The sequence below is a fragment of the Pseudomonas sp. JQ170C genome (assembly GCF_035581345.1).
Classification (GTDB): domain Bacteria; phylum Pseudomonadota; class Gammaproteobacteria; order Pseudomonadales; family Pseudomonadaceae; genus Aquipseudomonas.
In genome coordinates, this window is sequence record NZ_CP141608.1 from 5,409,733 (window position 1) to 5,429,802 (window position 20,070).

13 protein-coding genes, 4 tRNA genes and 2 rRNA genes are annotated in these 20,070 nt (G+C 55.1%); all 19 read right to left on the bottom strand.

The features are described 5' to 3' along the window. Positions 1–64: 64 nt before the first annotated feature. Positions 65–436 carry a 30S ribosomal protein S12 gene (rpsL, locus tag U9R80_RS24740; protein ID WP_003186084.1) on the bottom strand — a complete coding sequence of 124 codons (372 nt, stop codon included), beginning with the start codon at positions 434–436 and terminating at the stop codon, positions 65–67. Positions 437–645: 209 nt separating this feature from the next. Continuing rightward, positions 646–4,845 carry a DNA-directed RNA polymerase subunit beta' gene (gene rpoC, locus U9R80_RS24745; RefSeq protein ID WP_028944941.1) on the bottom strand — a complete coding sequence of 1,400 codons (4,200 nt, stop codon included), beginning with the start codon at positions 4,843–4,845 and terminating at the stop codon, positions 646–648. A 64-nt stretch (positions 4,846–4,909) separates the two neighbouring features. Next, positions 4,910–8,983: a DNA-directed RNA polymerase subunit beta gene (gene rpoB / locus U9R80_RS24750; protein ID WP_301839876.1), complete on the bottom strand. Its 4,074-nt coding sequence runs from the start codon at positions 8,981–8,983 to the stop codon at positions 4,910–4,912. Between the two features lie 219 nt (positions 8,984–9,202). Continuing rightward, positions 9,203–9,568: a 50S ribosomal protein L7/L12 gene (gene rplL, locus U9R80_RS24755; RefSeq protein WP_007957596.1), complete on the bottom strand. Its 366-nt coding sequence runs from the start codon at positions 9,566–9,568 to the stop codon at positions 9,203–9,205. 78 nt (positions 9,569–9,646) lie between these two features. After that, positions 9,647–10,147 carry a 50S ribosomal protein L10 gene (gene rplJ, locus U9R80_RS24760; RefSeq protein ID WP_028944939.1) on the bottom strand — a complete coding sequence of 167 codons (501 nt, stop codon included), beginning with the start codon at positions 10,145–10,147 and terminating at the stop codon, positions 9,647–9,649. Between the two features lie 199 nt (positions 10,148–10,346). After that, a complete protein-coding gene (gene rplA / locus U9R80_RS24765; protein ID WP_028944938.1) occupies positions 10,347–11,042 on the bottom strand; it encodes a 50S ribosomal protein L1 in 696 nt (231 codons plus the stop codon). After that, on the bottom strand, positions 11,042–11,473 hold the full coding sequence (gene rplK, locus U9R80_RS24770) for a 50S ribosomal protein L11 (protein ID WP_301839868.1): 432 nt from the start codon (positions 11,471–11,473) through the stop codon (positions 11,042–11,044). Before rplK ends, rplA begins: the two co-directional genes overlap by 1 nt. A 119-nt stretch (positions 11,474–11,592) precedes the next feature. Further along, positions 11,593–12,126 carry a transcription termination/antitermination protein NusG gene (nusG, locus tag U9R80_RS24775; RefSeq protein WP_010220294.1) on the bottom strand — a complete coding sequence of 178 codons (534 nt, stop codon included), beginning with the start codon at positions 12,124–12,126 and terminating at the stop codon, positions 11,593–11,595. A gap of 9 nt (positions 12,127–12,135) precedes the next feature. Continuing rightward, on the bottom strand, positions 12,136–12,504 hold the full coding sequence (gene secE, locus U9R80_RS24780; RefSeq protein WP_301839866.1) for a preprotein translocase subunit SecE: 369 nt from the start codon (positions 12,502–12,504) through the stop codon (positions 12,136–12,138). Positions 12,505–12,549: 45 nt separating this feature from the next. Continuing rightward, positions 12,550–12,625 (bottom strand) — tRNA-Trp (locus U9R80_RS24785). Positions 12,626–12,678: 53 nt separating this feature from the next. Next, complete coding sequence (gene tuf / locus U9R80_RS24790; protein WP_100634181.1) at positions 12,679–13,872, bottom strand: elongation factor Tu; 1,194 nt, start codon at positions 13,870–13,872, stop codon at positions 12,679–12,681. 85 nt (positions 13,873–13,957) lie between these two features. Further along, positions 13,958–14,033 (bottom strand) — tRNA-Thr (locus U9R80_RS24795). A 26-nt stretch (positions 14,034–14,059) separates the two neighbouring features. Further along, a tRNA-Gly gene (locus U9R80_RS24800) sits at positions 14,060–14,133 on the bottom strand. A 23-nt stretch (positions 14,134–14,156) separates the two neighbouring features. Further along, a tRNA-Tyr gene (locus U9R80_RS24805) sits at positions 14,157–14,241 on the bottom strand. Between the two features lie 144 nt (positions 14,242–14,385). Next, a complete protein-coding gene (locus tag U9R80_RS24810) occupies positions 14,386–14,814 on the bottom strand; it encodes a hypothetical protein (RefSeq protein ID WP_301839865.1) in 429 nt (142 codons plus the stop codon). 7 nt (positions 14,815–14,821) lie between these two features. Continuing rightward, positions 14,822–15,568: a pantothenate kinase gene (locus U9R80_RS24815; RefSeq protein WP_301839863.1), complete on the bottom strand. Its 747-nt coding sequence runs from the start codon at positions 15,566–15,568 to the stop codon at positions 14,822–14,824. Next, positions 15,558–16,517: a bifunctional biotin--[acetyl-CoA-carboxylase] ligase/biotin operon repressor BirA gene (gene birA, locus U9R80_RS24820; RefSeq protein ID WP_301839862.1), complete on the bottom strand. Its 960-nt coding sequence runs from the start codon at positions 16,515–16,517 to the stop codon at positions 15,558–15,560. The genes U9R80_RS24815 and birA overlap by 11 nt, the downstream gene beginning before the upstream one ends. Positions 16,518–16,704: 187 nt before the next feature. Then, positions 16,705–16,820, bottom strand: a 5S ribosomal RNA gene (gene rrf / locus U9R80_RS24825). A 137-nt stretch (positions 16,821–16,957) separates the two neighbouring features. Further along, a 23S ribosomal RNA gene (locus U9R80_RS24830) occupies positions 16,958–19,847 on the bottom strand. Positions 19,848–20,070: the final 223 nt, after the last annotated feature.

A 20,070-nucleotide genomic window follows, 5' to 3' on the forward strand; every position in this document is an offset into this window, starting at 1 on the left:
GTGCCCGACCTTACTCTTATCGACTCAATAAAATGAATAACTGCAAACAGCTACAAGCAGCCGATTACTTCGGACGCTTGGTACCGTACTTCGAACGACCTTGGTTACGACCTTTAACACCGGAGGTATCCAGGGAGCCGCGAACGGTGTGGTAACGAACACCTGGCAAGTCTTTTACACGACCGCCACGGATCAGTACGACGCTGTGCTCTTGCAGGTTGTGGCCTTCACCACCGATGTACGAGGAAACCTCGAAACCGTTGGTCAGACGCACACGGCATACTTTACGCAGTGCCGAGTTAGGTTTTTTCGGCGTAGTGGTGTACACACGGGTGCACACGCCACGACGTTGCGGGCAGTTCTGCAGCGCAGGAACGTCGGATTTCTCGACGATACGCTTACGCGGCTGACGTACCAGCTGGTTGATAGTTGCCATCTACTAGCTCCACTGTTGTCTTGCGACGCTATTGTCTTGCAAGAAAAGCAAAATTGGCAGGACGAAGTCCCACCAAATTTAGGGGTACAAGAGTCTAAAGAGGATCTTGTCCCCAGTCAAGACGAGGCCCCAGCCTCCCTCCTCCGGTCATCGGCAACATTTTATGTCGCCAATGCCCAGATCGGGTAAGCCAGGGCCCTGTCCTACTTTCAGTTACCGCTGGAGTTCAACGCTTCGGTCAGTGCGGCTTCCACCTCACTGGCACTTACGCGCAGCGGCTTGTCAGCATCACGGCGACGCTTGCGCTCGCTGTGGTATGCCAGACCGGTACCGGCCGGGATCAAACGACCCACGACCACGTTTTCTTTCAGGCCGCGCAGGTAGTCGCGCTTGCCAGTTACCGCCGCCTCGGTCAGAACACGGGTGGTCTCCTGGAAGGAGGCCGCCGAGATGAACGATTCGGTGGACAGCGAGGCCTTGGTGATACCCAGCAGTACACGAGTGAACTTGGAGACAAACTTGTCTTCAGCGCTGAGGCGCTCGTTCTCTACCAGTACCTGAGTCAGTTCCATCTGGTCGCCCTTGATGAAGCTGGAATCACCCGACTCGGCAATCTCAACCTTGCGCAGCATCTGACGCAGGATGGTTTCGATGTGCTTGTCGTTGATCTTCACGCCCTGCAGACGGTAAACGTCCTGAATCTCGTTGACGATGTACTTGGCCAGCGCGCTTACACCCAGCAGACGCAGGATGTCGTGCGGATCGCTAGGACCGTCGGAGATAACTTCGCCGCGGTTCACTTGCTCGCCTTCGAATACGTTCAGGTGACGCCACTTCGGAATCAGCTCTTCATACGGATCGCTACCGTCGTTCGGCGTGATGACCAGGCGGCGCTTGCCCTTGGTCTCTTTACCGAACGCGATGGTGCCGCTGACTTCAGCCAGAATCGAGGCTTCTTTCGGACGACGAGCTTCAAACAAGTCGGCAACCCGAGGCAGACCACCGGTGATGTCACGGGTCTTCGACGTTTCTTGCGGGATACGCGCGATAACGTCACCGACACCGATCTGGGCACCGTCAGCCACGCCAACCAGGGCGTTTGCCGGCAGGAAGTACTGTGCTGGTACGTCGGTACCTGGCAGCAGCAGATCTTTGCCATTGGCATCGACCATCTTGATTGCAGGACGGATTTCCTTACCTGCAGCCGGACGGTCTTTAACGTCCAGAACCTCAATGTTGGTCAAACCAGTCAATTCGTCGGTCTGACGCTTGATGGTGATACCTTCTTCCATGCCCACGAAGGTCACGGTACCTTTCATTTCGGTAACGATCGGGTGGGTGTGCGGGTCCCACTTGGCGACGATTGCGCCAGCGTCGACCTTGTCGCCTTCCTTGACCGAAATCACCGCACCGTAAGGCAGCTTGTAGCGCTCACGCTCACGACCGAATTCGTCGGCAATCGCCAATTCACCGGAACGCGATACGGCAACCAGGTTACCGTCGGCACGCTCAACCTGCTTCAGGTTGTGCAGACGGACCATACCGCCGTTCTTCACCTGGACGCTGTCGGCAGCCGAGGTCCGGCTTGCAGCACCACCGATGTGGAACGTACGCATGGTCAGCTGGGTACCCGGCTCACCGATGGACTGTGCAGCGATAACGCCAACAGCTTCACCGATGTTCACCTGGTGACCGCGAGCCAGGTCGCGACCGTAGCACTTGGCGCAGATGCCGTAGCGGGTTTCGCAGCTGATCGGCGAACGCACGATCACTTCGTCGATGCTGTTCAGCTCGATGAATTCGACCCACTTCTCGTCGACCAGGGTGCCGGCCGGAACGATAACGTCGTCAGTGCCTGGCTTGAACACGTCACGGGCGATAACTCGACCCAGTACACGCTCACCCAGAGGCTCTACTACATCTCCGCCTTCAATGTGCGGCGTCATCAGCAGGCCTTGCTCGGTACCACAGTCGATCTCGGTAACAACCAGATCCTGGGCAACGTCTACCAGACGACGAGTCAGGTAACCGGAGTTAGCGGTTTTCAACGCGGTATCCGCAAGACCCTTACGAGCACCGTGAGTCGAGATGAAGTACTGGAGTACGCTCAGACCTTCACGGAAGTTCGCAGTGATCGGCGTCTCGATGATCGAGCCGTCCGGCTTGGCCATCAGACCACGCATACCGGCCAGCTGACGAATCTGAGCTGCCGAACCCCGGGCACCGGAGTCAGCCATCATGTACATCGAGTTGAAGGACTCTTGCTCGACTTCATCGCCATTGCGGTCAATGACCTTCTCTTTCGAGAGGTTGGCCATCATCGCCTTGGAAACTTCATCGTTCGCCTTGGACCACAAGTCGATAACTTTGTTGTACTTCTCGCCCTGGGTTACCAGGCCGGAGGCGTACTGGCTCTCGATCTCTTTCACTTCGTCGGTAGCAGTACCGATGATGCGGGCTTTCTCATCCGGGATAACGAAGTCGTTAACACCGATGGAAACGCCGGAGATGGTCGAGTAAGCGAAACCGGTGTACATCAGCTGGTCAGCGAAGATCACGGTCTCTTTCAGACCAACCACGCGGTAGCACTGGTTGATCAGCTTGGAGATCGCCTTTTTCTTCATCGGCTGGTTAACCACGTCGTACGACAGACCTGGTGGAACAACCTGGAACAGCAGCGCACGGCCGACAGTGGTGTCGACGATACGGGTGTTCTTGACGCTGCCGCCATCACGATCGTTAACGGTTTCGTTGATACGAACCTTGATCTTGGCATGCAGGGCAGCTTCGCCGGCGCGGAACACGCGGTCGACTTCCTGCAGGTCGGCGAACACGCGACCTTCGCCCTTGGCGTTGATGGCTTCACGGGTCATGTAGTACAGACCCAATACAACGTCCTGCGACGGAACGATGATTGGCTCACCGTTGGCTGGCGACAGGATGTTGTTGGTCGACATCATCAGCGCGCGCGCTTCGAGCTGGGCTTCCAGCGTCAGCGGCACGTGAACGGCCATCTGGTCACCGTCGAAGTCGGCGTTGTACGCAGCACAGACCAGCGGGTGCAGCTGGATAGCCTTACCTTCGATCAGTACCGGTTCAAAGGCCTGGATACCCAGACGGTGAAGGGTCGGTGCACGGTTGAGCAGTACGGGGTGTTCGCGAATCACTTCGGCGAGAACGTCCCACACCTCTGGCAGCTCGCGCTCGACCATCTTCTTGGCGGCCTTGATGGTGGTCGCCAGACCACGCATTTCCAGCTTGCCGAAAATGAACGGTTTGAACAGCTCGAGAGCCATCTTCTTCGGCAGACCGCACTGATGCAGACGCAGGGTCGGACCTACGGTAATTACCGAACGGCCGGAGTAGTCAACGCGCTTACCGAGCAAGTTCTGACGGAAACGACCTTGCTTACCCTTGATCATGTCGGCCAGGGATTTCAGAGGACGCTTGTTCGAGCCGGTGATGGCACGACCGCGACGGCCGTTATCCAGCAAGGCGTCGACCGCTTCCTGCAGCATGCGCTTTTCGTTGCGCACGATGATGTCCGGCGCGGACAAGTCGAGCAGGCGCTTCAGACGGTTGTTACGGTTGATCACCCGACGATACAGGTCGTTCAGGTCGGAGGTCGCGAAACGACCGCCATCCAGCGGAACCAATGGACGCAGATCTGGCGGCAGAACCGGCAGAACGGTCAGGACCATCCACTCAGGCAGGTTGCCCGAACCCTGGAAGGCTTCCATCAGCTTCAGACGCTTGGACAGCTTCTTGATCTTGGTTTCCGAGTTGGTCTGCGGAATCTCTTCGCGCAGGCGACCGATCTCGTGCTCCAGGTCGATAGCGTGCAGCAGCTCGCGGACAGCCTCGGCACCCATACGGGCGTCGAAGTCATCACCGAACTCTTCGAGCGCTTCGAAATACTGCTCATCATTGAGCAGTTGGCCTTTTTCCAGCGTGGTCATGCCTGGGTCGATAACGACGTAGCTCTCGAAGTAGAGAACGCGCTCGATATCACGCAGGGTCATGTCCATCAGCAGGCCGATACGGGACGGCAGCGATTTCAGGAACCAGATGTGGGCAACTGGAGAGGCCAGCTCGATGTGCGCCATGCGCTCACGACGGACTTTGGCCAGGGCGACTTCGACGCCGCACTTCTCACAGATAACGCCACGGTGCTTCAGGCGCTTGTACTTACCGCACAGGCACTCGTAGTCCTTGACTGGGCCAAAGATCTTGGCGCAGAACAGGCCGTCACGCTCAGGCTTGAACGTACGGTAGTTGATGGTTTCCGGCTTTTTTACTTCACCGAACGACCACGAACGGATCATCTCAGGCGAGGCCAATCCGATACGGATGGCGTCGAACTCTTCGACTTGACCCTGGTTTTTCAGCAAATTCAGTAGGTCTTTCAAGGCCTTTCCTCCTGGCGGAGCAGGGAGCGGGCTTTTCAGCCACGCTCCCAATTCGCGTCACGTGTTATTCGGTTTCCAGATCGATATCGATACCGAGCGAACGAATTTCTTTGATCAACACGTTGAAGGACTCGGGCATGCCCGGCTCCATACGGTGATCGCCGTCCACGATGTTTTTGTACATCTTGGTACGACCGTTCACGTCGTCCGACTTCACTGTGAGCATTTCTTGCAGGGTGTATGCCGCGCCGTATGCTTCCAGCGCCCACACTTCCATCTCCCCGAAACGCTGACCACCGAACTGCGCCTTACCACCCAGCGGCTGCTGGGTAACCAGGCTGTAAGAACCAGTGGAACGCGCGTGCATCTTGTCGTCCACCAAGTGGTTCAGCTTGAGCATGTACATGTAACCAACGGTCACATGACGCTCGAACTTGTTGCCGGTACGACCATCGAACAGCTGCATCTGACCGCTTTCTGGCATGTCTGCCAGTTTCAGCATGGCCTTGATTTCGCTTTCCTTGGCGCCGTCGAAGACTGGAGTGGCCATTGGCACACCACCTTTTAGGTTCTTCGCCAGATCCAGGATTTCCTGGTCGGAGAAGGTCTCAAGGCTTTCCTGACGACCACCGATCTCGTTGTAGATCTCGGTGAGGAACTTGCGCAGCTCGATGACCTTGCGCTGCTCTTCGAGCATGCGGTTGATCTTCTCGCCCAGCCCCTTGGCCGCAAGGCCCAGGTGGGTTTCAAGGATCTGACCAACGTTCATACGCGATGGTACACCCAGTGGGTTGAGTACCACGTCTACCGGCGTACCGTTGGCGTCGTGCGGCATGTCTTCAACCGGCATAATCACCGAGACCACACCTTTGTTACCGTGACGACCGGCCATCTTGTCGCCCGGCTGGATGCGACGACGGATTGCCAGGTAGACCTTGACGATCTTCAGTACGCCCGGTGCCAGGTCATCGCCCTGCTGCAGCTTGCGCTTCTTGTCTTCAAACTTGTCGTCCAGCAAACGGCGACGATCAACGATGTAGGCCTGAGCCTTCTCGAGTTGCTCGTTCAGCGCGTCTTCGGCCATGCGCAGTTTGAACCACTGGCCGTGCTCCAGACCGTCCAGCACTTCGTTGGTGATGACTGTGCCTTTCTTCAGGCCAGCACCACCGTCGACTACCTGGCCGTTCAGGGCAGAACGCAGACGCTCGAAGGTTGCACCTTCAACGATACGGAACTCTTCGTTCAGGTCCTTGCGGATCTCGTCGAGCTGCATCTTCTCGATGGACAACGCACGGCTATCACGCTCAACGCCGTCACGGGTGAAGACCTGTACGTCGATGACAGTACCTTTGGTGCCGGTTGGCACACGCAGGGAGGTGTCCTTAACGTCGCTGGCCTTCTCACCGAAGATCGCACGCAGCAGCTTCTCTTCTGGAGTGAGCTGGGTTTCGCCTTTTGGCGTGACCTTGCCGACCAGAATGTCGCCCGCACCAACTTCGGCACCAACGTAGACGATACCGGCTTCATCCAGCTTGTTCAGCGCAGCTTCACCGACGTTCGGAATGTCCGCGGTGATTTCCTCTGGGCCGAGCTTGGTGTCACGAGCCACACAGGTCAGTTCCTGAATGTGGATCGTGGTGAAGCGGTCTTCCTGAACTACACGTTCGGACAGGCAGATGGAGTCTTCGAAGTTGAAGCCGTTCCACGCCATGAACGCGATGCGCATGTTCTGACCCAGTGCCAGTTCACCCATATCGGTGGACGGGCCGTCGGCCATGATGTCGCTACGCTGAACCACATCACCTTTGCGCACCAGCGGACGCTGGTTGATGCAGGTGTTCTGGTTCGAGCGGGTGTATTTGGTCAGGTTGTAGATGTCGACACCAGCTTCGCCGGTTTCAACTTCATCATCAGCAACACGAACCACGATACGGCTGGCGTCAACGGAGTCGATCACGCCACCACGACGAGCCACGACGCAAACGCCGGAGTCACGGGCAACGTTGCGCTCCATGCCGGTACCTACCAGCGGCTTGTCGGCACGCAGGGTTGGTACAGCCTGACGCTGCATGTTCGAACCCATCAACGCACGGTTGGCGTCGTCGTGCTCGAGGAACGGAATCAGCGACGCTGCGACCGAAACTACCTGCTTCGGCGATACGTCCATCAAGGTGACGTCTTCTGGCGCCTTGACGGTGAACTCGTTCAGGTGACGAACGGCTACCAGCTCGTCGATCAGTTGCTTCTTCTCGTTCATCGCGGCCGAAGCCTGTGCGATGACGTGATCTGCTTCTTCAATCGCCGACAGGAACACGATCTCGTCGGTAACAACACCTTCTTTCACCACACGATACGGGCTCTCGAGGAAACCGTACTGGTTGGTGCGGGCATAAGCTGCCAGGGAGTTGATCAGACCGATGTTCGGACCTTCAGGCGTCTCGATCGGGCACACACGGCCGTAGTGGGTCGGGTGTACGTCACGGACTTCAAAGCCAGCGCGCTCACGGGTCAGACCACCAGGGCCGAGTGCAGAGACACGACGCTTGTGGGTGATTTCGGAGAGCGGGTTGTTCTGGTCCATGAACTGAGAAAGCTGGCTGGAGCCGAAGAACTCTTTCACCGCCGCCGCAACCGGCTTGGCGTTGATCAGGTCCTGAGGCATCAGGCCTTCGCTTTCTGCCATCGACAGACGCTCTTTGACCGCGCGCTCTACACGCACCAGGCCAACGCGGAACTGGTTCTCGGCCATTTCGCCGACGCAACGTACGCGACGGTTACCCAGGTGGTCGATGTCGTCGACGATGCCTTTGCCGTTACGGATATCGACCAAGGTCTTGAGGACTTCGACGATGTCTTCCTTGCTCAGTACGCCCGAACCTTCGATTTCGGTACGACCGATACGACGGTTGAACTTCATGCGACCGACGGCCGACAGGTCGTAACGCTCGGCGCTGAAGAACAGGTTGTTGAACAGGGTCTCAGCGGCATCCTTGGTTGGCGGCTCGCCAGGACGCATCATCCGATAGATTTCGACCAGCGCTTCCAGCTGATTGCTGGTGGAGTCGATCTTCAGGGTATCGGAGATGAACGGACCGCAGTCGATGTCGTTGGTGTACAGGGTCTCGATACGGACTACCTGAGCCTTGGCGATCTTGATCAGCAGCTCGGTATTCAGCTCGATGTTGCACTCAGCCAGGATTTCGCCGGTAGCTGGGTGAACAATGGCTTTGGCAGTAGTACGGCCCAGGACGTATTCCATAGGAACGTCCAACTGCTTCACGCCAGCCTTTTCCAGCTGGTTGATGTGACGAGCGGTAATACGACGACCCTGCTCGACAATCACCTTGCCGGTTTCGTCATGAATATCCATGACTGCAATTTCACCACGCAGGCGCTGAGGCACCAGCTCCAGGCTCAGCTTCTCGCCCGAGACGTGGAAAACGTTGGTGGTGTAGAAGGCATCCAACACTTCTTCAGTGCTGTAACCCAGCGCGCGTAGCAGTACCGACGCAGGCAGTTTGCGACGACGGTCGATACGGACGAATACACAGTCTTTCGGATCGAATTCGAAGTCCAGCCACGAGCCACGGTAAGGAATGATCCGAGCCGAGTACAGCAGCTTGCCCGAGCTGTGCGTCTTGCCACGGTCGTGGTCGAAGAACACACCTGGCGAACGGTGCAGCTGGGAAACGATAACACGCTCGGTACCGTTGATTACGAAGGTACCGTTTTCAGTCATCAGGGGGATTTCACCCATGTAGACTTCTTGCTCTTTGATGTCCTTGATCGCTTTGTTCGACGATTCTTTGTCGAAAATGATCAGGCGTACTTTCACCCGCAGTGGTACGGCGTAGGTTACGCCGCGCAGTACGCATTCTTTGACATCAAAAGCTGGTTCGCCCAAACGATAGCCAACGTACTCCAGGGCAGCATTGCCGGAGTAGCTGATGATCGGGAAAACCGATTTGAAGGCCGCATGCAGGCCCACGTCGCGGAACTGATCTTTGGTCGCTCCCGCTTGCAAGAATTCACGATACGAATCCAGCTGGATGGCCAGGAGGTAAGGCACATCCATGACGTCCGGCAACTTGCTAAAGTCCTTGCGGATACGTTTTTTCTCAGTGTATGAGTAAGCCATCAGCGTTCCCCAGCTTGGTCACCTGCTTGTTTGGCTTCTCCCGACGGGAGCAGCCAGAAAATCGTGCAAACCCCTTGGTTTGCGCCACCATCATTGGTGGTTACAGCTCGTTACTGGCACCGACCTAGTCAGCTGCCAATAACGGAAAAAGGCCGGTGGCAAGAGCCACCAGCCATCAGCCGTTTGCTTAGCGCTCGGGCTGGAGTCGCAAAGTCGAAATTACTTGAGTTCGACTTTAGCGCCTGCTTCTTCCAGCTTCTTCTTGGCGTCTTCAGCAGCTTCTTTCGAAACGCCTTCAGCGACAACCTGAGGAGCGCCGTCAACTTTCTCTTTGGCTTCTTTCAGACCCAGACCGGTCAGTTCACGAACGGCCTTGATCACGTTGACTTTCTTCTCGCCGGCTTCAACCAGAACTACGTTGAATTCGGTTTGCTCTTCAACAACGGCAGCGGCAGCAGCTGGGCCAGCAGCGGCAACAGCAGCGGTAACGCCGAAGGTTTCTTCCATTGCTTTGATCAGCTCAACAACTTCCAGAACGGTTTTCTGGCCGATTGCTTCGATGATTTGCTCGTTAGTCAGAGACATGACTTAAATCCTGTATTGGGGTGACAGCCTACGCAGCTATCAAATTAAACGTATGATTTCGAAAGCGCTTACGGTGCCTTAGGCAGCAGTAGCTTCTTTCTGGTCGCGAATAGCTGCCAAAGTACGAGCCAGCTTGCTGGTAGCGCCTTGGATCACGCTCATCAGCTTCGCGATAGCTTCGTCGCGGGTCGGCAGGGTAGCCAACACGTCGATTTCGTTAGCGGCAAGGAACTTGCCGTCGAACGCAGCTGCCTTGATCTCGAACTTGTCCTGACCCTTGGCGAACTCTTTGAACAGACGAGCAGCAGCGCCCGGGTGTTCGTTGGAGAAAGCGATCAGGGTCGGGCCAGTGAAGGCGTCGTTGAGGACACTGAATTCAGTGTCAGCAACAGCACGCTTGAGCAGGGTGTTACGTACGACACGCACGTATACGCCAGCTTCACGAGCCTCTTTACGGAGTCCGGTCATTGCGCCTACAGTCACACCACGGGCATCAGCCACGACAGCGGACAGAGCGACTTTGGCAGCCTCGTTGACTTCAGCGACGATGGCCTTCTTGTCTTCGAGTTTAATTGCCACGGGTAAAACTCCTGCTTGTTACCGTTTCATCTGGCCGAAGCCGGATGTCGTTTTGGTGTCTGATTCGGTAAGGAACCGGGAGCACCATCTGCGTAGGCTTAAGGTTTAAGGCTTTCGCCGCCTACGGTCTTGGATAGCCCCCGCCAGGCAGGGACCCCAATTTTTTAAGCCGACGCGATTACTCGCATCGGCTTTTGTCTTACGCGTTCAGCGAGCTCTGGTCGATGACCAGACCTGGGCCCATAGTGGTGCTCAGGGTAACGCGCTTAACGTAGATACCTTTCGAGGAAGCTGGCTTGATACGCTTCAGATCAGCGATCAGGGCTTCAACGTTTTCCTTCAGCTTGCCAGCTTCAAAGCCGACCTTGCCAACGGAGGTGTGGATGATGCCGTTTTTGTCGGTGCGATAACGAACCTGACCAGCCTTGGCGTTTTTAACCGCGGTGGCTACGTCTGGAGTCACGGTACCAACTTTCGGGTTAGGCATCAGGCCGCGAGGACCCAGAACCTGACCCAACTGACCTACAACACGCATTGCGTCCGGGGAAGCAATTACGACGTCATAGTTCAGGTCGCCGCCTTTCATTTCGGCAGCCAGATCGTCCATACCTACACGGTCAGCGCCGGCAGCCAGAGCGGCCTCAGCAGCTGGACCCTGGGTGAAGACAGCAACGCGTACGGTCTTGCCAGTGCCGTGCGGCAGCACAGTAGCGCTACGAACGACCTGGTCGGATTTACGCGGGTCAACACCGAGGTTGACAGCAACGTCGAAGGATTCGCTGAACTTCACGGTGGACAGTTCGGCCAGCAGTACTGCTGCGTCTTCGAAGTTGTAGACTTTGCCAGCTTCGAGCTTCGAAGCAATGGCCTTTTGGCGCTTGGTCAGCTTAGCCATTACACACCCTCCACGTTGAGGCCCATGCTGCGAGCAGAACCGGCGATGGTACGCACGGCTGCTTCCATGTCAGCGGCAGTAAGATCAGCATTTTTGGTTTTTGCGATCTCTTCCAGCTGAGCACGAGTCACAGTACCGACTTTAACGGTGTTCGGACGAGCCGAGCCGCTGGTCACGCCAGCAGCTTTCTTCAGCAGGACCGAAGCAGGGGTGCTCTTGGTTTCAAAAGTGAAGCTGCGGTCACTGTAAACAGTGATAATCACAGGAGTCGGCAGGCCGGCTTCTTGACCCTGAGTACGGGCGTTGAAGGCCTTGCAGAATTCCATGATGTTCACACCGTGTTGACCCAGAGCTGGACCAACGGGTGGGCTTGGGTTGGCCTGGCCGGCCTTTACTTGCAGCTTGATGTAAGCCTGAATCTTCTTAGCCATGAGCTACTCCAATATCGGGTACGAACGCCTGAAGGCTCCCCGGATGACTTGCGTTTTATCCCAGTGACGACAAAACCCCGCAGCACATAGGGCTGCGGGGTATGGGATGCTTTGTTCGGCTAGACCTTTTCGACCTGGCTGAACTCAAGCTCTACCGGAGTAGAGCGACCGAAAATAAGCACGGCCACTTGGATCCGACTTTTTTCGTAGTTAACTTCTTCAACAGTACCGTTGAAATCAGCGAACGGACCATCGATAACGCGGACAACTTCGCCCGGCTCGAACAAGGTTTTCGGCTTCGGTTTATCGCTGCCATCGGCAACGCGACGCAGAATAGCCTCTGCCTCTTTATCGGTAATCGGTGCAGGCTTGTCTGCAGTACCACCAATAAAGCCCATGACGCGAGGGGTATCCTTGACCAAGTGCCAAGTCCCTTCGTTCATGTCCATTTGGACCAGCACGTAACCTGGGAAGAACTTACGCTCGCTCTTGCGCTTCTGGCCATTGCGCATCTCAACCACTTCTTCAGTGGGGACCAGAATTTCGCCGAAACCGTCTTCCATGCCAGCCAGCTTTACGCGCTCGATCAGCGAGCGCATTACATGCTTCTCGTAACCCGAGTAAGCATGCACAACGTACCAACGCTTAGCCACGGGACACCCTTAGCCAACAATCAAGGAAATCAACCAACCGAGCAGGGAGTCGAGACCCCACAGCAGCAGCGCCATCACCAGAACAACCGCCACTACGATGAGCGTGGTTTGCATGGTTTCTTGACGGGTTGGCCATACGACTTTACGAATCTCGGTGCGAGCTTCCTTTGCAAGCGCAAAGAACGACTTACCCTTGGCAGTCTGCAAGGCAATGAAGCCAGCAACACCAGCAAGAGCAAGAAGTGCGAGTACGCGATACAGAATCGGCGAAGCGGAGTAATATTGATTACCCACCACACCAACGACCACCAAAGCGACAACAGCCAGCCACTTGAGCAGGTCAAAACGAGAGTCTTGGGCTTCAGCCTTGGGAGTCATCTAGGAAAATCCTGTGAAAAGAAAGCCAGACACACGAGGTGAATCTGGCAGGTCAGGAGGGAATCGAACCCCCAACCTACGGTTTTGGAGACCGTCGCTCTGCCAATTGAGCTACTGACCTAAAAGCTTATCAGGCCGGCCATTATGCCGATCTGATCGAGAGAAATCAACTACTTATTCGATTACTTTGGCTACGACGCCAGCGCCGACGGTACGACCGCCTTCACGGATAGCGAAACGCAGGCCATCTTCCATTGCGATGGTTTTGATCAGAGTGACAGTCATCTGGATGTTGTCACCTGGCATTACCATTTCAACGCCTTCTGGCAGCTCGCAGTTACCAGTCACGTCAGTAGTACGGAAGTAGAACTGTGGACGGTAGCCTTTGAAGAACGGAGTATGACGGCCGCCTTCTTCCTTGCTCAGAACGTAAACTTCTGCGGTGAACTTGGTGTGCGGCTTAACCGAACCTGGCTTAACCAGAACCTGACCACGCTCAACGTCGTCACGCTTGGTGCCACGCAGCAGAACGCCGCAGTTCTCGCCAGCACGACCTTCGTCCAGCAGCTTGCGGAACATCTCAACACCGGTGCAGGTGGTGGTGGTGGTGTCACGCAGACCAACGATTTCCAGAGCGTCCTGAACGCGGACGATACCACGCTCGATACGACCGGTAACAACGGTACCACGACCCGAGATCGAGAATACGTCTTCGATTGGCATCAGGAACGGCTTGTCGATAGCACGCTCTGGCTCTGGGATGTAGCTGTCCAGAGTTTCAACCAGACGCTTGACAGCGGTGGTGCCCATTTCGTTGTCGTCTTTGCCTTCCAGAGCCATACGAGCCGAACCGATGATGATCGGAGTGTCATCGCCTGGGAAGTCGTAGGTGGACAGCAGGTCGCGAACTTCCATCTCGACCAGCTCCAGCAGCTCAGCGTCATCTACCAGGTCAGCCTTGTTCAGGAAGACCACGATGTACGGAACGCCAACCTGACGGGACAGCAGGATGTGCTCACGAGTTTGTGGCATCGGACCATCGGCGGCCGAGCAAACCAGGATCGCGCCGTCCATCTGGGCAGCACCGGTGATCATGTTCTTCACGTAGTCAGCGTGACCTGGGCAGTCAACGTGAGCGTAGTGACGAATGTTTGAATCATACTCAACGTGCGCAGTATTAATTGTAATACCACGAGCCTTCTCTTCCGGGGCACTATCGATCTTGTCGAAGTCGACCTTGGCCGAACCGAAAACCTCGGAACAAACGCGAGTCAGCGCGGCAGTCAACGTGGTCTTGCCATGGTCAACGTGACCAATGGTACCAACGTTTACATGCGGCTTGTTACGCTCGAACTTTTCCTTAGCCATCGAGATTATCCCCCGGTAGAAGTAATAAGCAGATCAAACAGACCATTAAAACAAAGGCAGATATTTTCATATCTGCCTTGTTATATGGAGCTCTTGAGCGGATTTGAACCGCTGACCTCACCCTTACCAAGGGTGTGCTCTACCAACTGAGCTACAAGAGCTTAACACTTTGCAAAAACAGCAAACCTGGAGCGGGTAGCGGGAATCGAACCCGCATCATCAGCTTGGAAGGCTGAGGTTCTACCACTAAACTATACCCGCGGAGCTTGCAGCTCTCGCTAAACTGGTGGAGGGGGAAGGATTCGAACCTTCGAAGTCGTAGACGTCAGATTTACAGTCTGATCCCTTTGGCCGCTCGGGAACCCCTCCTAAGCGTGGGCGGCATTTTCAACTCTTGCCGTCCTACTGTCAAGCTTTTTCTCATTAAAATCTTGAGGTTAGCTAATTTGACAGCTACTTCTCAGTTCGGCCACTTAGTGGTCATCCCTGTGAAGCGGGCGCCATTCTATCAAGCTATTCGCCAGTTGCAATACCCTCGCACAACATTATTTTATGTTTTAAGTCTTTGAAATCTCGGGAAAGTGCTCCCAGAAGGGTTTGGTCCAGTAAATGCTGGCTTTGCGGAGCAATCTGCAGCCATACACCCGCCTCGCCCCCTAACCTGCCCAAGACCGGTACTGCTGCTATATCAAGCGCCACAAGACGCTGGCGCAGGGCATTGAGCTGTTCCTTGGCAGCCAGCCCGCCCACATACAAGCATTCCTGATCACGTTCAGGAGGGCGCTTATTCTGCCCTGACTCGCTCAAAAGCCGAATGCCCTGCTGATTACCCTTATAGAGCGACAGTGGAGCTACCTCCTTGGCCTTCAGGGGTGCTTCCTGCTGATGCCAGACGTAATACACGCCATTGAGCACCACCAACAACAGAAACAACCAACGCATAGTTACCTCAATCCAGCGGACAGGCTAGCGCCAAGCCAACAAACACCAGGTCAGGCACTACACGGGCATGTGGCACCGCCTCTTGCACCAGAGGAGCATCCCCACCTGTCAGCAGCACGGTGAAATCCTCTCCCCACAACCCCTGCGCATATTCAATCTGAGAGCGAGCAAACCCCTGGAGCATGTGAACGCACCCACGCTCCACCGCTTCTACCGTCGAACGCCCAGGTGTCATACTCGACAGAGCACGCTCAGCCGACGCGTCGTCATAGCGAATCCTGCGTGTATGGGTACGCAATTGGCTACGCATCAACGGCATACCTGGACATATGAAGCCGCCCAGGTGCTCACCATCAGCAGCGACAAAGTCAGCTTTTGCCGCGGTCCCAAAGTCCATCACGAGACAAGCCCCCTTGGCCAGGTGATACCCCCCCAGCAAGGCCAGCCAGCGATCCAAACCCAGGCGTTGGTAGTCGTCATAGCCATTACGCACAGCACCCACTTCCCTAGCGGGCTGGGCAACCATGACGCTAATTCCGAAGTGCTGCGACAATAGCGCCCCAAGACTTTCGGTTTCCTCCTCACTCCTGACACTAACCAGGCGACAGCACTCAGGCGGACTCCCGAGCGCCTTTATTGCTATAACGAGGGCCTGATCGGAATCGACCACGCCGCCTGCTACGATCGTCGCAAAAGCGCTACGCACAATGCGCCACTTAATAAAGCTATTACCGCAATCGAGCTCAAGAATCATCACGCAACCTCAAACTGAGCTCACCACCGCTGAAGCTCTTCTCCAGACCATCGACCTCAAGGCGCAAAGCACCCTGACCATCGATACCTAATACAATTCCGTCAATTCTATTGACCCCTGCAATCAAAGAAACAGCTTGCTTCTGCCAGAGGTGGGCTTGCTCCCACTCTTGCTGGAAGATTGCAAATCCCCCTTGTTGGTGCCGCTCCAAATCAGATTGCAGGTTCTGATTCAGCCTGGCGACCAGCAGATTGCGATCAACATTCAAGCCAGTCTCTAGACGCATCGAGGTCCACGCCTGGTCAATCTCGTTGGCTGCCTGCATGTTCACATTGATGCCTACGCCCAACACCACATGACACACATCCGCCGGATCACCGACCAACTCGAGGAGAATACCGGCGATTTTCTGATTATTGACCAACACATCATTCGGCCACTTCAAACCTGCATCAACAACACCGAATGTCTGCAATGTTCGCATCACCGCGAGCCCCACCACCAAGCTCAAACCTTCGAGCTGACGCATGCCCCCTTCGATACGCAACACCAGGCTGTAGTAGAGGTTCTCGGCAAAGGGGCTCACCCACTGGCGTCCGCGCCGGCCTCGCCCAGCGGTCTGCCGCTCAGCCAACACAAGAAAGGGTGCAGCCCGCCCCTCACTAATGGCCCGCAAGGCCTGGGCATTGGTCGAATCAATAGAATCGAATATCAGAGCGGGCCACTTCTCGCCCTGTGCGTACTCGGCAATCGCCGGCGCCTCCAGCAACGATAATGGCGCAGCCAACTGATAGCCGCGGCCTCGAACTTTATGAATAGGCAGGTTTAACTCAGCCTCGAGGTGCTGCAACTGTTTCCAGACAGCGCTACGGCTTACGCCAAGGGCGACCCCCAGGTCCTGCCCGGAATGGAATCGGCCATCCTTGAGGAGCTTTAACAACTTCAGCATGCCAATCTCGACTCGTAATGAGGTTCGCATGATAGCTATGCGGGTGGGGATTGCATAGAAAACTGAGGCAGGCGGGAGAGGTGGGAATGAAACCGCATTCCGAGAAGAGACGCAGGAGCTGCATTCTGCAGAACCTGGAAAGACAAAACCCCTACCTGCATGTGCAGATAGGGGTTTCGGAATTTAATCTTGACGATGACCTACTCTCACATGGGGAAACCCCACACTACCATCGGCGATGCATCGTTTCACTACTGAGTTCGGGATGGGATCAGGTGGTTCCAATGCTCTATGGTCGTCAAGAAATTCTGTGTACCAGACCGTCATTCGACGTTCCAGCAAATCGGGTATGTGATGTTTTGTGAGTCGCAAACTTTCGGTTCGTTTCGTCTTCACAACACCGCAATCTGGTCGTTCGACGCAAATTGCTTGGGTGTTATATGGTCAAGCCTCACGGGCAATTAGTATTGGTTAGCTCAACGCCTCACAGCGCTTACACACCCAACCTATCAACGTCGTAGTCTTCGACGGCCCTTCAGGGAGCTCAAGGCTCCAGTGAGATCTCATCTTGAGGCAAGTTTCCCGCTTAGATGCTTTCAGCGGTTATCTCTTCCGAACATAGCTACCCGGCAATGCCACTGGCGTGACAACCGGAACACCAGAGGTTCGTCCACTCCGGTCCTCTCGTACTAGGAGCAGCCCCTCTCAAATCTCAAACGTCCACGGCAGATAGGGACCGAACTGTCTCACGACGTTCTAAACCCAGCTCGCGTACCACTTTAAATGGCGAACAGCCATACCCTTGGGACCGGCTTCAGCCCCAGGATGTGATGAGCCGACATCGAGGTGCCAAACACCGCCGTCGATATGAACTCTTGGGCGGTATCAGCCTGTTATCCCCGGAGTACCTTTTATCCGTTGAGCGATGGCCCTTCCATACAGAACCACCGGATCACTAAGACCTACTTTCGTACCTGCTCGACGTGTCTGTCTCGCAGTCAAGCGCGCTTTTGCCTTTATACTCTACGACCGATTTCCGACCGGTCTGAGCGCACCTTCGTACTCCTCCGTTACTCTTTAGGAGGAGACCGCCCCAGTCAAACTACCCACCATACACTGTCCTCGATCCGGATAACGGACCTGAGTTAGAACCTCAAAGTTGCCAGGGTGGTATTTCAAGGATGGCTCCACGCGAACTGGCGTCCACGCTTCAAAGCCTCCCACCTATCCTACACAAGCAAATTCAAAGTCCAGTGCAAAGCTATAGTAAAGGTTCACGGGGTCTTTCCGTCTAGCCGCGGATACACTGCATCTTCACAGCGATTTCAATTTCACTGAGTCTCGGGTGGAGACAGCGCCGCCATCGTTACGCCATTCGTGCAGGTCGGAACTTACCCGACAAGGAATTTCGCTACCTTAGGACCGTTATAGTTACGGCCGCCGTTTACCGGGGCTTCGATCAAGAGCTTCGCGTTAGCTAACCCCATCAATTAACCTTCCGGCACCGGGCAGGCGTCACACCCTATACGTCCACTTTCGTGTTTGCAGAGTGCTGTGTTTTTAATAAACAGTCGCAGCGGCCTGGTATCTTCGACCGGCATGAGCTTACGGAGCAAGTCCTTCACCCTCACCGGCGCACCTTCTCCCGAAGTTACGGTGCCATTTTGCCTAGTTCCTTCACCCGAGTTCTCTCAAGCGCCTTGGTATTCTCTACCCAACCACCTGTGTCGGTTTGGGGTACGGTTCCTAGTTATCTGAAGCTTAGAAGCTTTTCTTGGAAGCATGGCATCAACCACTTCGTCGCCTAAAGGCAACTCGTCATCAGCTCTCGGCCTTAAGATCCCGGATTTACCTAAGATCTCAGCCTACCACCTTAAACTTGGACAACCAACGCCAAGCTGGCCTAGCCTTCTCCGTCCCTCCATCGCAATAACTAGAAGTACAGGAATATTAACCTGTTTTCCATCGACTACGCTTTTCAGCCTCGCCTTAGGGACCGACTAACCCTGCGTCGATTAACGTTGCGCAGGAAACCTTGGTCTTTCGGCGTGGGAGTTTTTCACTCCCATTGTCGTTACTCATGTCAGCATTCGCACTTCTGATACCTCCAGCAAGCTTCTCAACTCACCTTCACAGGCTTACAGAACGCTCCTCTACCGCATCACCTAAGTGATACCCGTAGCTTCGGTGCATGGTTTGAGCCCCGTTACATCTTCCGCGCAGGCCGACTCGACTAGTGAGCTATTACGCTTTCTTTAAAGGGTGGCTGCTTCTAAGCCAACCTCCTAGCTGTCTAAGCCTTCCCACATCGTTTCCCACTTAACCATGACTTTGGGACCTTAGCTGACGGTCTGGGTTGTTTCCCTTTTCACGACGGACGTTAGCACCCGCCGTGTGTCTCCCATGCTCGGCACTTGTAGGTATTCGGAGTTTGCATCGGTTTGGTAAGTCGGGATGACCCCCTAGCCGAAACAGTGCTCTACCCCCTACAGTGATACATGAGGCGCTACCTAAATAGCTTTCGAGGAGAACCAGCTATCTCCGAGCTTGATTAGCCTTTCACTCCGATCCACAGGTCATCCGCTAACTTTTCAACGGTAGTCGGTTCGGTCCTCCAGTCAGTGTTACCTAACCTTCAACCTGCCCATGGATAGATCGCCCGGTTTCGGGTCTATACCCAGCGACTAAGCGCCCTATTAAGACTCGCTTTCGCTACGCCTCCCCTATTCGGTTAAGCTCGCCACTGAATATAAGTCGCTGACCCATTATACAAAAGGTACGCAGTCACCTAACAAGTAGGCTCCCACTGCTTGTACGCATACGGTTTCAGGTTCTATTTCACTCCCCTCTCCGGGGTTCTTTTCGCCTTTCCCTCACGGTACTGGTTCACTATCGGTCAGTCAGTAGTATTTAGCCTTGGAGGATGGTCCCCCCATATTCAGACAAAGTTTCTCGTGCTCCGTCCTACTCGATTTCATGACTAAGAGATTTTCGCGTACAGGGCTATCACCCACTATGGCCGCACTTTCCAGAGCGTTCCGCTAATCTCAAAGCCACTTAAGGGCTAGTCCCCGTTCGCTCGCCACTACTAAGGGAATCTCGGTTGATTTCTTTTCCTCAGGGTACTTAGATGTTTCAGTTCCCCTGGTTCGCCTCTTGCACCTATGTATTCAGTACAAGATACTCAGCTTATGCTGAGTGGGTTCCCCCATTCAGAGATCTCCGGATCAAAGTCTGTTTGCCGACTCCCCGAAGCTTATCGCAGGCTACCACGTCTTTCATCGCCTCTGACTGCCAAGGCATCCACCGTATGCGCTTCTTCACTTGACCATATAACCCCAAGCAATCTGGTTATACTGTGAAGACGACATTCGCCGAAAATTCGCGATTAAACTCACAAATTTTACCTTAGCCTGAACAACACCAGTGAAAGTGCTATTCAGTCTATCTTTCTATCACATACCCAAATTTTTAAAGAACGATTCTGAAAAAGTTCAGAAATCAATATTCGAGGCGAATATTCATTTCTAAGCTTTGACACGGTAGCAAGGGG

What these genes read in the sequence shown, in the direction of transcription:
- rpsL (WP_003186084.1), bottom strand. Translation starts at nt 436, where the DNA reads ATGGCAACTATCAACCAGCTGGTACGTCAGCCGCGTAAGCGTATCGTC.
- rpoB (WP_301839876.1), bottom strand. Translation starts at nt 8,983, where the DNA reads ATGGCTTACTCATACACTGAGAAAAAACGTATCCGCAAGGACTTTAGC.
- rplL (WP_007957596.1), bottom strand. Translation starts at nt 9,568, where the DNA reads ATGTCTCTGACTAACGAGCAAATCATCGAAGCAATCGGCCAGAAAACC.
- rplA (WP_028944938.1), bottom strand. Translation starts at nt 11,042, where the DNA reads ATGGCTAAGCTGACCAAGCGCCAAAAGGCCATTGCTTCGAAGCTCGAA.
- rplK (WP_301839868.1), bottom strand. Translation starts at nt 11,473, where the DNA reads ATGGCTAAGAAGATTCAGGCTTACATCAAGCTGCAAGTAAAGGCCGGC.
- secE (WP_301839866.1), bottom strand. Translation starts at nt 12,504, where the DNA reads ATGACTCCCAAGGCTGAAGCCCAAGACTCTCGTTTTGACCTGCTCAAG.
- tuf (WP_100634181.1), bottom strand. Translation starts at nt 13,872, where the DNA reads ATGGCTAAGGAAAAGTTCGAGCGTAACAAGCCGCATGTAAACGTTGGT.
- U9R80_RS24810 (WP_301839865.1), bottom strand. Translation starts at nt 14,814, where the DNA reads ATGCGTTGGTTGTTTCTGTTGTTGGTGGTGCTCAATGGCGTGTATTAC.
- U9R80_RS24815 (WP_301839863.1), bottom strand. Translation starts at nt 15,568, where the DNA reads ATGATTCTTGAGCTCGATTGCGGTAATAGCTTTATTAAGTGGCGCATT.
- birA (WP_301839862.1), bottom strand. Translation starts at nt 16,517, where the DNA reads ATGCTGAAGTTGTTAAAGCTCCTCAAGGATGGCCGATTCCATTCCGGG.